This is a genomic window from Pseudomonas sp. p99-361 (assembly GCF_003935475.1).
Lineage (GTDB): Bacteria > Pseudomonadota > Gammaproteobacteria > Pseudomonadales > Pseudomonadaceae > Aquipseudomonas > Aquipseudomonas juntendi.
Window position 1 is genome coordinate 1 of record NZ_RHQO01000058.1, and the last position, 12,512, is coordinate 12,512.

A 12,512-nucleotide genomic window follows, 5' to 3' on the forward strand; every position below is an offset into this window, starting at 1 on the left:
CGCGGGCGGCGCTCGATCTCACAGGCGCTGAAGATGCTCCGGCTACCCTTGCCAGAAACCATAGAATCTCCCACAGGGATCGTATCAGGGCTGACCAAGGCTGAAGCCTCACTGGCCAACCCCCGCCATCGACCGCTCGACAAAACGAATACTGTCCCGCCCACCCCGCTTGGACTGATACAACGCCACATCACCCTGCTCGATCAGTGCCGCCAGACTCGCCGGCGGCTGGTCGAACAGGTTGGCGCCAATACTGAGCGTCACCGCCTCCGGCGTCGGCGCCGTCTTGCCCGCATACAGCTGGAACTGTTCCCGCAAGATCCCACCCAGGTCCAATACCCGCTCATTGCTGGTGCCACTGAGCAATATGACAAACTCGTCCCCGCCCAAACGCGCCGCCAGCGAGCGCTCCGGCAGCACCGTACGGATCATCTCGCTCAGGGCGACCAGCAACCGATCCCCGGCAATATGCCCATGCAGGTCATTGACCAGCTTGAAATTGTCGATATCGATCAGCAGCAATGCACCAGGCTGGGTTGGGCTGACGTCCTTGAAAAAAGGGGCTGCCCGCACTTCCAGGGCCCGCCGGTTGTACAGCGCGGTCAGCGGGTCGCGTGCCGCCAACCGGGCAATCCGCTCCTCGCGTCGGTAACGCACGGTGCCAGTCATCGACAAGGCAATCAGCATGATCGCCATCGCCCCCTCCACCAGCGAAACCTGAATGATCAGCCCGCCAAACGTGGCCAGGTCGATCAAGGTACCCGGTGCAATCGCAATGATTGCCTTGACCACGTAGAACACACCATGGAGCAACAGCACGTAGCGCAGCTGCACCGCGCCAACGCTCAACGACTTGCCATGCGGCCGCAACAGGAAGCTCGCCTTGAGGGTCAGCGCCGCTACCAGCAACGAGTTGACCATCAACATCACCTTCGACCACTGCGGCCCCACGGGCAACAGCAGCAGGGCGAACCAGACCAGCACGATGACCAGCCAGGCCCGTGACAAACGCTCCTGGGTAAAGCGCAGCACACCCCACAAGAAGAACCCATGGGCCACTACCAGCAAGCCATTGGCGAACCAAATGCCGATGAACAGCAAACCGATCCCGCGCAACAAGGCCAGCATGCAACCGACCGTGATGGTGGCGAAGCCTGCGCTCCAGAACAGTAGCGAGGACTCGCGAACACTGCGCCATTCAATTGCCAAATACAGGGCAGCCGCCGCTGCCAGGGCAACCGAAATGGTCAGCATTGTAGGTGGATCTAGCGCCATATACGCTTTGGCCTATCTGGTTAACAAGGAAAAGGGCGCGATTGTATGCGCTTGTGATGACTTTTCAGAGGGGCCCTGGTCGGGAGCCCGTAAATCATAGCTTAACCGCAGGAACGCCTGCGGCAGCACCGATATCATATTGATATCATCGCAGGCTGAATAGCTGACCTGACGATCAGTCAGCTTCCCTTCATGAGGCCCTCGGTCAGGCCCAGGCGACCATTTCCTTGCGCCAGATCGTTGCGCAACCGCGCCGTGCTTCAGCCGGTGTCACAACACCCGCTTGATCAACGGTTCCAGGCGGCTGTAGCGCAAACGCCGCAGGAACCGGCGCACTTCCTTGGGGTGTTCGGCCTTCACCCCCAGGGCCTCCAGCGAGTCGATCGGCGGCGCGAAATGGCGCAACCCGTCGAGCTCCGCTTCACGCGGCGCCAACCATTGCCCATGCGGGTCGTCGATCAGCAAGCCGTTCTCCAGGTCCAGGTTGAACCCCCGCGGGTTCAGGTTGTTGCCGGTCAGCAGCGAATAACGCTGATCGACCCACACCCCCTTGGCATGGAACGTATGCCCCGGGTCGTTCCAGATGCGCACTTGTAGCTGCCCGCCGGCTATCGCCGCCTGGCGGCGCCGAACGAAGGCGCGCAAGGTGTCCTCGTACAGGTAAGGCAACGCGCCACTGGCGCTGAACGGTTCGCCTGGGGGGATATAGAAGTCGTTCGCTGTGCGGTCGCCGACAATCAACTCAACCCGCACCCCACGCGCCAACGCCTGGTCAAGCTCGCGCATCACGACACGTGGCGGGTTGAAATACGGCGTACTGATGATGATCTGCGCCTGCGCCGCCGCCAGTAATGCGCACACGGCCCGGTTCAACCGGTTGCCTCGGCCCACGCCCAGCAGCGGTATGACCCGCAGGCCCTGCCCTGGCTCAGGGGCCGGGGCCTGATAGGCCATGCGCCGCAACCGCGCGCGCAAGCGCCGGATGTCACCGCGCAGGCTACGGGTAGAAGGTGGCGCCGGCAGATCGAGACGCGGCGTGGCGGCCGGATGCAGCAGGCGCTGCACCAGGTCGGCCATGGCGTCCGCCAGTGCCGGTGACTGGAATAGGTGATAGCGGTCCAGGCGGTAGCGATCGAAACGGTGCAGGTACACGTTGTTCAGGCTGGCACCGGTATAGATCACACAGTCGTCGATGATGCTGCCCTTGAGGTGCAACACCCCAAACAGCTCGCGGGTCTGCACCGGCACCCCATGGATGGCAATCTCCAGCCCGTGCAACTGGCGCTGGGCCTGGTACCAGGCCGCATTGCCCGGCTGACGCCCGGCCCCCAGGAGCCCGCGGCGGGCGCGGAACCAGTCGACCACGACGGTGATTTGCAGGCCTGGGCGCGCGGCCTTGGCCTGGTACAAGGCGTCCAGTATTTCCTGGCCTGCCTCATCTTCCTGCAGGTACAGGGCCACGATGACAATGCGCCGGGTGGCCATGCCGATACGCTCGAGCAGGCAGGCACGGTAGGCCTTGGCATCGGGCAGCACCTGAATCGACTCAGGTGCGATAGCGTAGCCTGGCAGGCTTGCCAGCAAGGTTTCGGGGTTCACTGACAATCACCTTCTCTATGCGATCACTGTCGGCCCTGCCAACGGGCAGAGCCATTCCTGGCCGCTGCGCCCTGGGTGTAAGATCGACCCGGCAACGACCTATAACAACAAGCACCACGCGAGGCCCTGTTTTTCACTGCCCCTGACAAACCACAGCTCAGCTTGCACAGGTACAGCGCAATGGTCCACCCCGTTTCTGCAAACCCGCCGCTTTCAAGTGTAAAGCGTTGTTCGGTCAAGACCTTCGGCTTTCTGATTTTGCCCAATTTCACCACGATCGGCCTGGCATCGGCCGTCGAAACCCTGCGCATGGCCAACCTGGCCGCACATCAAACCTTGTTTCGCAGTGTGTTGATTGCGGCGGATGAGGCACCGGTGGTGGCCAGCAACGGCATGCGCGTACTGCCCGACTACAGCATCGCCAACGCCCCTGCCCTGGACACGCTGCTGGTGGTAGGCGCCAACCCGATCGACCGTGGCCGCGGCAACCGCCCGCTGATCGAATGGCTGCGCCACCTGGCACGGCAACACCTGCCCCTGGGCGGTATCTGCACCGGCAGTTACCTGCTGGCCAAGGCCGAGCTGCTCACCGGCTACCGCTGTACCATCCACTGGGAAGACTTACCAACCCTGCAAGCGCACTTTCCCGGCATTGTCATCTCCAGCCAGCTGTTCGAGCTGGACCGCGACCGTTTTACCTGCTCGGGCGGGGTGGCGGCGATGGACATGATGCTGCAACTGGTAGCCCGCGAGCCCGGTGGCCAGGCTATCGCCGCCAAGGCCGCCGAACTGCTGCTGTGCGATCGCGTGCGTGGCGAGCGCGACCGCCAACGGGTGCCGTTGCGCACCCTGCTCGGCAGTGCCCAGCCCAAACTCAGCCAGGTGGTGGCGATCATGGAGGCCAACCTCGAGGAACCGCTGACCCTCGAAGAGCTGGCCAGCCTCAACGAGGTGACCGTGCGCCAGCTCGAAAGGCTGTTCCACAAATACCTGCAACGCACCCCCAGCCAGTACTACCTGGAACTGCGCCTGTCACACGCACGGGAGCTGCTGCTGCGCAGCGATGTGCAGGTGCGCGAAGTGGCGCTGGCGTGCGGGTTCAGTTCGCCAGCGCATTTCTCCAAGAGCTACAGCCGATTCTTCGGCTTGTCACCACTGGGCGAGCGGCGGCAGGCCTCGTTGCACTGACCGGGGTCATGGGCTAGGTCAGGTTCGCACCCTTTGCGCGATGCGGGGGCCAGGTGATTCAATCTTCCAGCGCAGCGTGGGCTGTTTCCCGGCACATCAGCATGGCCACCAGCGCCACCAGTGCCGCTGCCAGCAAGTAACCCGCCGGCGCCAGTTTGCTGCCGGTCACCTGGATCAGCCAAGTGGCAATGAACGGTGCAGTGCCGCCAAAAAGCGCATTGGCCGCATTGAAGCTCAAAGCAAAACCGCTGAAGCGCACCCGCGTGGGAAACAGCTCTGCCAGCAGGCACGGCAAGGTCCCGTCGTTCATCGCCAGCATCGCACCGAACAGGATCTGAATCGCCAGGATCACCAGCAGCGGTTGCCCGTCCAGCAGTCTGAACAGCGGCACTGTCAGGCCAAGGAACAACAGCGATGCCACCACCAGCATGGTTTTGCGTCCAAACAGGTCAGACAGCCGCCCCATCAGGAAAACCAGGCCGATATAGGTGGCCAGCGACACCGTCGACGCAATGAATGAATCCCGCTCGCTCATGCCCATTTCAGTGGACAGATAGGTCGGCATGTAGCTGAGCAGCAAATAGAACGCCACCGCGTTGAGGCAGGTAACCCCCATGCCGATAGCCAGGCTGCGGCGATGCTGGCCGAGCAGTTCGCGCAAGGGCGCCCGAGCCATGCCGGCCTTGTTTTCCAGGCGCTGCTCCATTTCCAGGAACTTGGGCGTGTCCTGCAAGCTGATGCGGATATAGCGCCCCACCAGGCCAAATGGCGCCGCCAGCAGGAACGGCAGGCGCCAGCCCCAGGTGTGCAAGGCGTCACTGCTGAGCCCTTCATGCAACAGCGCGACGAACGCTGCCCCAAACAACAGGCCCGCCGCGGTACTGGCCGGCACAATGCTTGTGTACAAGCCACGCCGGCCCGGCGGCGCGTACTCGGCCAGGAACGCTGCTGCACCGGCATACTCACCCGAAGCGGAAAACCCCTGCACCAGGCGAATCAACAACAGCAGCGCCGGCGCCCATAGACCGATCTGGGCGTAACCGGGTAGCAAGCCGATGCAGAAGGTGGACAGCGACATGATCAGGATCGACCACGACAGCGCCGTGCGCCGGCCATACCGGTCGCCGAAATGGCCCCAGACGATGCCGCCCAATGGGCGTACCAGAAACGACAGGGCGAACACTGCAAAGGTTGCCAACAGGCCGGTGGCCTTGTCGGCCTGCGGGAAGAAAGTGGCGGCGATGATGGTGGCCAGGTAGCCATAGGCTGCGTAGTCGAACCATTCGACGAAGTTGCCCATGAAACTGGCCCGGGCAGCCCTGCGCAGGGCTTGGCGTTCGGCGCTGTGCGAAACGCCAGCGACGGCGGATGGGTCAAGGGTGGTGCTGGACATGACGGGTACCCCATGGTTGTTTTAATTGGAGGCAGGGTGTGGTGGTCATACGGGATATTGTTGTTGTGTGTAGTGGCTTTGGCGCTGGCGTGCCGGCGCCAAAGCCGGCATCAGTCTTATTTGCGAATGATGTTGTGCTCCGGCCCATACGGGAACCGGGTGATGTTTTCGGCACCGCTGTCGTTGACGATCAGGATGTCATGCTCGCGATAGCCACCGGCCCCAGGCCGGCCTTCGGGCAGCATGATCATCGGCTCGATCGACACCACCATGCCCGGCTCCAGCACTGTGTCGATGTCTTCACGCAGTTCAAGCCCGGCCTCGCGGCCGTAGTAATGGCTCAAGGTGCCGAATGAGTGGCCATAGCCGAAGGTGCGGTATTGCAGCAGGTCATGGCGCAGGAAAATGTCATTCAGTTCACGGGCAATGTCGCTGCAGCGCATGCCTGGGCGCACCAGTTTCAGCCCGGCTTCGTGCACCTCGACGTTGGCCTGCCATAACCGCAGGTGCGCCTCCGGGCAGTGGTCGAGGAACAGCGTACGCTCCAGTGCGGTGTAGTAGCCGGCGATCATCGGGAAGCAGTTGAGGCTCAGGATCTCCCCCTTGCCGACCCGGCGGCTGGTGACCGGGTTGTGTGCACCGTCGGTGTTGAGCCCGGACTGGAACCAGGTCCAGGTATCCATCAGTTCGGCATCCGGGAAGCGTCGGGCAATCTCGCGCACCATCGCCTGGGTCGCGTGCAGCGCCACCTCGTACTCTGGCACCTGGTCGCGCAGTGCCTCGACCACCGCAGCCCCGCCGATATCGGCTACCTGCGCACCGTGGCGGATCAGCGCCTGTTCCTCGGCCGACTTGATCATGCGCATGCGCATGCAGGGCGCGCCGATATCGACCAGTTCCGCTTTCGGATAGCAGGCCGCGAACTTGGCGTGGTTCTGCAGGTTGAGGTGGTCGTACTCCACCCCGATGCGCGAGGCCAGGGGCAACGCCTGCTGGATCGCGACGAAGTAGTTGTCACGTTGCCAGTCGGTGTAGACGATGTTGTCGGTACCGACCGTACGCCGCCACGGTTGCCCGCCATCGATATTGGCGCTGACCGAGACAACCTTGTCCTGGGTAACGACCAGCGCATAGGGGCGGCCGAACGAGCAATAGAGGAAGTCGCTGTAGTAGTTGACGTTGTGGTACGAGGTGAAAATGGCCGCTTCGATGTCGTGTTCCGCCATGTACGCCCGCAGCCGGGCGTGGCGGGCGGCATATTCCTGGGCAGAAAAGGTCGGCTGCACCTTGTTGCCGTTGCGGATTTTCAGGGTCTTGGGCATTTGCATGGTCGGGTTTCCTTGTCGTTGTGAGCACGCTGTTCAGGCCGGCCGCCTGAGAAGCATTGCAACAGAACCAACAAGGGCACTTTTGTATCTATCCGACCTGGAATTGGCGGGATCGCCAATGGCAAAGGGGGCTGCCCGGCAGCCCCCGCAGGTTCCTCACTTCAGGTCAAAACGGTCCAGTTCCATGACCTTCTCCCAGGCGGCAACGAAATCGCGCGCGAACTTGGCGCCGCCATCACTGCTGCCGTGCACCTCGCTCAACGCCCGCAATTGCGCATGCGACCCAAACACGAGGTCAACGCGGCTTGCGCTCCATTTCACCTGCCCGCTCTTGCGGTCGCGGCCTTCGAACGCTTCGTTGTCTGCCGAAGTCGGCTTCCACTCCACGCCCATGTCCAGCAGGTTGCGGAAGAAATCGTTGCTCAAGGTACCGACCTTGTCGGTGAACACGCCCTGTTGGCTCCCCGCATGGTTGGCACCCAACACGCGCAGCCCGCCGATCAGTACGGTCATTTCCGGCGCGGTCAAGGTCAACAGCTGCGCCTTGTCCAGCAACAACTTCTCGGCTTTGACGCTGTAGCGGCCCTTGCTGAAATTTCGGAAACCATCCGCCAGCGGCTCCAGCACGGCGAACGATTCCACGTCGGTCTGTGCCTGCGTAGCATCGGCACGGCCCGGGCGAAACGCCACGCTCAGGTCATGACCGGCGTCCTTGGCGGCCTTCTCCACGGCAGCGGCACCGGCCAGCACGATCAAGTCGGCCAGGGAAATGTGCTTGCCGCTGGCAGCGAACTCGGCCTGGATGTGCTCAAGCGCGGCAACGACCTTGCCGGTGCCCTGGTTGGCCACCCAGTCTTTTTGCGGTGCCAGGCGCAAGCGACCACCGTTGGCACCGCCGCGCTTGTCAGAGCCCCGGAAGGTCGATGCTGCAGCCCAGGCCGTGGCCACCAGCTCGCCCACGCTCAGGCCCGTGGCCAGCACCTTGGCCTTGAGCGCGGCAATGTCCTGCTCGCCCACCAGCGGGTGGTCGACTGGCGGGATCGGGTCTTGCCACAGCAGCTCTTCATTGGGCATTTCCGGGCCCAAGTAGCGCGCCAGCGGGCCCATGTCGCGGTGGATCAGCTTGTACCAGGCGCGGGCGAAAGCATCTGCCAGTTGCTCAGGGTTGTCCTTGAAGCGCTTGGCGATAGGCCCATAGACCGGGTCGAAACGCAGCGCCAGGTCGGACGTGAGCATCGACGGCGCGTGGCGTTTGGCCGGGTCGTGGGCATCCGGTACGGTGCCCGCGCCTTTGCCTTCTTTCGGTGTCCACTGGTGGGCACCAGCGGGGCTTTTGGTCAGCTCCCACTCGAAGTCGAACAGGTTGTTCAGGTACTCGTTGCTCCACTTCGTCGGCGTCGAAGTCCAGGTCACTTCAAGGCCGCTGGTGATGGTGTCGCCGCCCTTGCCGGTACCCAACCTGTTGGCCCAGCCCAGGCCCTGCAGTTCCAGCCCAGCGGCTTCCGGCTCGGGGCCGACATTGTCGGCCGGGCCGGCACCGTGAGTCTTGCCGAAGGCATGGCCGCCGGCGATCAGCGCCACGGTTTCTTCATCGTTCATGGCCATGCGGCCAAAGGTTTCACGGATGTCCCTGCCCGAGGCGACCGGGTCGGGGTTGCCCTCCGGCCCTTCCGGGTTCACGTAGATCAGGCCCATCTGCACGGCGGCCAGCGGGTTTTCGAGGTTACGCTCGCCACCGAGGTCTCGGCTTTGTTCCTGCGGGTGCTTGGCGGGCTCTGCCACCAGGTCCCCTTGCCCTGGCGGCTGGGCCTTGACCTGCTCCTTGCCATAGCGGGTATCGCCACCCAGCCAGACCTTTTCCGAGCCCCAGTAGACATCTTCGTCCGGCTCCCACACATCGGCGCGGCCACCAGAGAAGCCGAAGGTCTTGAAGCCCATCGACTCCAGCGCCACATTGCCTGTGAGCACGATCAGGTCGGCCCAGGAAATCTTGTTGCCATACTTTTGCTTGATCGGCCACAGCAGGCGCCGGGCCTTGTCCAGGCTGACGTTGTCTGGCCAGCTGTTGAGCGGTGCGAAGCGTTGCTGGCCAGAGCCTGCGCCACCGCGGCCATCGGCAATGCGGTAGGTGCCGGCGCTGTGCCAGGCCATGCGGATGAACAGCGGGCCGTAGTGGCCGAAATCGGCCGGCCACCAGTCCTGCGAATCGGTCATCAACGCGGTCAGGTCTTGCTTCAGGGCCTGGAAATCCAAGCTTTTGAAGGCCTTGGCATAGTCGAAGTCCGGGTCCATCGGGTCAGACTTCGACGAGTGCTGGTGCAGAATTCTGAGGTTTAGCTGGTCAGGCCACCAGTCACGGTTGGTGGTGCCGCCACCTGCGGTTTGATGGAACGGGCATTTCGATTCATTCGACATCTGCGGGTACCTTTAGGTCGATTATCCAGATTTCCGGTCTGTGCCAGATGTTCGCTCAGCCGAGCAGGCGCGCGTGCCATGCCTGATCAGGTGTAAACGGGGGCTCGCGAAGCTGTCACAACGGGTGGGTGCGGTCTTGCACAGGCGTGCTGCCCCCACCGGTGCGCGGAATTCGCGGGGCCAGGAGAAAGACTAGCCGAGCCTGAGCGCAGGTCTAATAGAGGGGCTGTTTGGCCGCGATAGGTTGGCTCTTTCAGCGCCGCAGCGTCAGCCACCAGGCCGCCGGCACATCCATACAAGGCACGTTGCGGCGGCCCATGCTTCAATACAGCGCAAAACCCTTAGCTCCGGAACCCAAGCCTCATGAACCGCAACGACCTGCGACGCGTCGACATGAACCTGCTGGTGCTGTTCGAAGCCTTGATGATCGAACGCAACCTCACCCGCGTCGGTGAAAAGCTGTTCATCACCCAGTCCACCGTCAGCGCCGCCCTCGCCCGCCTGCGCGAACTGTTCGACGACCCCCTGCTGATCCGCAGCGGGCGCGCCATGGAGCCCACGCCACGGGCGATGCAGATCTTCGCGGAGCTGGGCCCGGCCATGGATGTGATTTCCGCGGCCATCAGCCGCGCCCGCGAGTTCGACCCGGCCAGCAGTTGCAACGTCTTCCGCCTGGGGCTTTCGGACGATGCCGAGTTCGGCCTGTTTCCGGCCTTGCTGCAGGCCCTGCGTGAAGAAGCGCCGGACATCAGCGTGGTGGTCCGGCGGGCCAACTTTCTGTTGATGCCGGGCTTGCTGGCCAGCGGCGAGATCTCGGTGGGGGTAAGTTACACCACCGACCTGCCGGCAACCGCCAAGCGCCGCAAGCTGCGCGATATCGGCGTGCGGGTGCTGCGCGCCGACGATCGGCCGGGGCCGCTGACACTCGACGAATACTGTGCCCGGCCGCATGTGATGGTGTCGTTTTCCGGTGACATGAGCGGCAACATCGACCTCGACCTGGCGCGGATCGGTCGGTCCCGCAAAGTGGTGCTGGCCGTGCCGCAGTTCGGCAGCCTGCGCGCCCTGCTGCGCAACACCGAACTGATCGCCACGGTACCTGACTACGCTGCCTGTGCACTGGTCGAGGACAGTTGTCTACGCGCCGACCCTGCACCGTTCGAGATCACCGAGGCCGAGCTGTCGATGGTCTGGAGTGGCGCCCAGGACAACGACCCGGCCGAGCGCTGGCTGCGCGAGCGCATCATGCAGTTCATGGCCAGCCAGCCTTGACGATGGTCAGGCTTACTTGCCCCGCTGCATCCACGCCGCCCCCAGGCCGCTGAGGCAGATCACCGCGATACCCACCAGGCTCAAGGTATCCGGTACCTGGCTGTACACCACCAAGCCAAGCAAGCCGGCGAACACGATCTGGCAATAGCTGAACGGTGCCAGCAACGCGGGTGCCGCATGGCGGAATGCCTGGGTCAGCAACAGGTGCGCGGTCATGCCGAAACCGCCCAGCGCCAACATCAGCAAGGCATGGTCCCAGCGCGGCACTTGCCAGAAGAACGGCACCAGCGCACTCATCGCCAGCGTATTGCACAGCCCCGCATAGAAGTTGCTGGTGGTGGGGCTGTCATGCGCGGCCAGAATACGCGTCAGCAACTGATAGAAGCAGAAGCCCAACGCCGAGCCGAACGGGTACAGAATCGCCGGGGTGAACATGGCCCCACCCGGGTGCACCACCACCAGCACGCCGATGAAACCCAGCACCACCGCCACCCACTGCGCCACGGTAACCCGCTCTTTGAGCAATGGCGCCGACAGTGCGGTGACCAGCACCGGGGCCAGGAAGTTGACCGCCGTTGCCTCGGCCAGCGGCAGGTACTGCAAGCCCGTGGTGAACAGCAGGCTGGTGCTCAGCAGGCTCAAGGCACGCAGGGTCTGCAACAGCGGGCGGCGGGTACGCAGCACGTTCAGGCCGGCCTTGGGCAGGAAAATGCCGGCCATCAGCAGGGTATGCACCACATAGCGCGCCCATACCACCATCACGATCGGGTACAGGCCGCCGAGGAATTTGGACAAGGCATCGTGGCTGGCGAACAGGAACGTCGCAACCACCACCAGGGCGATGCCACGCAAGGGTTTGTTGACGCCGGACAACGGTGTACTGGAACTCATGGCTCTCTCGATGACGACGCCGCCATAGGCCGCGCCAGGGGGATGACCGCGCAGGCGGAGCCTGGCGGATGCAACAGCTGGGATTCTAGAAGAGATGCCGCAACATAAGGAAGTTCATTTGCCCCAGGCCGGGGCCGAACGCATTTTCCGTTCGCTGATCGACCACTTTGCGCGCCGCGCGCATGGCCCGTGCCGCAGTGATCATCGACCATGGAGCCTCACCCGGCACACTGTACAAGGAATTGACATGCAAAGGCTCACAACCCGTAACGGCCTGAAACTGCCTGCCCTGGGCCTGGGCACCTGGCCAATGACCGGCAGCGCGTGCACCCAGGCCGTGCGCCAGGCATTGGAGTTAGGCTACCGGCACATCGACACGGCCACCGCCTACGAGAACGAAGCCGCCGTCGGCCAGGCCCTGCGCGACAGCGACGTCCCGCGCGAGCAGGTCCACCTGACCACCAAAGTCTGGTGGGACCGGCTGCAACCCAAGGCCATGCGCGCGTCGCTGGAAGCCAGCCTGCGGGCACTGGGTACCGAGCAGGTGGACCTGTTCCATATTCACTGGCCCGGCCAGCATGAAGACCTGGCCCGCAGTATCGAGACCTTGGTGGCCCTGCGTGAAGAAGGCAAGGCACGCCACATTGGTGTGGCCAACTTCCCCTTGGGCTTGCTACGCGAGGTCGTGGAACAGCACGGGGCGCCGTTGTCGGCGATCCAGGTGGAGTACCACGTGCTGCTCGGCCAGCAGCCGCTGCTCGATTACGCCCGTAGCCATGATCTGCTGCTCACCGCCTATACCCCGCTGGCCCGCGGCCAGGCGGCGGCGCACCCGGTGATCCAGGCGATTGCCGGCAAGCACGGCGTACTGCCCAGCCAGGTGGCGCTCAAATGGTTACTGGACCAGGACGGTGTGGCGGCGATCCCCAAGGCCAGCAGCCGCGAAAACCAGTTGGCCAACCTGGCGGCGCTGAACGTGCAACTGGATGACGAGGACCGCGCTGCGATTGCCGAACTACCGAAAGACCAGCGTGTGGTCAGCCCGCCCTTTGCCCCGGACTGGAATAGCTGACCGGGGGCCACGCCGGTGGCGCTCAGTGCCGGGCGCCACTCACCAGGTAATTGAGCAATGCGGGCTCATCTGCCAGGTC

General features: G+C 63.6%; 9 protein-coding genes. 3 read left to right on the forward strand and 6 right to left on the reverse strand.

Annotated features, from left to right (window positions below):
- Nucleotides 1–108: 108 nt before the first annotated feature.
- Together EGJ22_RS20275 and pssA are read right to left on the reverse strand one after the other, a co-directional pair.
- Nucleotides 109–1,254 carry a GGDEF domain-containing protein gene (locus EGJ22_RS20275; RefSeq protein ID WP_009682416.1) on the reverse strand — a complete coding sequence of 382 codons (1,146 nt, stop codon included), beginning with the start codon at nt 1,252–1,254 and terminating at the stop codon, nt 109–111.
- A gap of 291 nt (nt 1,255–1,545) precedes the next feature.
- Nucleotides 1,546–2,874 carry a CDP-diacylglycerol--serine O-phosphatidyltransferase gene (gene pssA, locus EGJ22_RS20280; RefSeq protein WP_029886921.1) on the reverse strand — a complete coding sequence of 443 codons (1,329 nt, stop codon included), beginning with the start codon at nt 2,872–2,874 and terminating at the stop codon, nt 1,546–1,548.
- Between the two features lie 180 nt (nt 2,875–3,054).
- Between pssA and EGJ22_RS20285 the strand changes: the two genes are divergently transcribed.
- A complete protein-coding gene (locus EGJ22_RS20285) occupies nt 3,055–4,062 on the forward strand; it encodes a GlxA family transcriptional regulator (RefSeq protein WP_029886920.1) in 1,008 nt (335 codons plus the stop codon).
- A gap of 58 nt (nt 4,063–4,120) precedes the next feature.
- On the opposite strand, the gene EGJ22_RS20290 is transcribed toward EGJ22_RS20285, so the two are convergent.
- The 3 genes from EGJ22_RS20290 to katG all read right to left on the reverse strand — a co-directional run bounded on the left by EGJ22_RS20290 (nt 4,121) and on the right by katG (nt 9,198).
- Nucleotides 4,121–5,455 carry an MFS transporter gene (locus tag EGJ22_RS20290; RefSeq protein ID WP_029886919.1) on the reverse strand — a complete coding sequence of 445 codons (1,335 nt, stop codon included), beginning with the start codon at nt 5,453–5,455 and terminating at the stop codon, nt 4,121–4,123.
- Between the two features lie 116 nt (nt 5,456–5,571).
- A complete protein-coding gene (locus EGJ22_RS20295; RefSeq protein WP_029886918.1) occupies nt 5,572–6,783 on the reverse strand; it encodes a M24 family metallopeptidase in 1,212 nt (403 codons plus the stop codon).
- A 156-nt stretch (nt 6,784–6,939) separates the two neighbouring features.
- A complete protein-coding gene (gene katG, locus EGJ22_RS20300) occupies nt 6,940–9,198 on the reverse strand; it encodes a catalase/peroxidase HPI (protein ID WP_029886917.1) in 2,259 nt (752 codons plus the stop codon).
- 363 nt (nt 9,199–9,561) lie between these two features.
- Between katG and EGJ22_RS20305 the strand changes: the two genes are divergently transcribed.
- Entirely contained in the window at nt 9,562–10,470 is a 909-nt protein-coding gene (locus EGJ22_RS20305; RefSeq protein ID WP_009682409.1) for a LysR family transcriptional regulator, read from the forward strand.
- Between the two features lie 12 nt (nt 10,471–10,482).
- Here EGJ22_RS20305 and EGJ22_RS20310 read toward each other — a convergent pair whose 3' ends face one another.
- Entirely contained in the window at nt 10,483–11,361 is an 879-nt protein-coding gene (locus EGJ22_RS20310) for a DMT family transporter (protein WP_029886916.1), read from the reverse strand.
- Between the two features lie 247 nt (nt 11,362–11,608).
- On the opposite strand from EGJ22_RS20310, the gene EGJ22_RS20315 reads away from it, so the two are divergent.
- On the forward strand, nt 11,609–12,433 hold the full coding sequence (locus tag EGJ22_RS20315; RefSeq protein WP_029886915.1) for an aldo/keto reductase: 825 nt from the start codon (nt 11,609–11,611) through the stop codon (nt 12,431–12,433).
- The last annotated feature ends 79 nt before the right edge of the window (nt 12,434–12,512 follow it).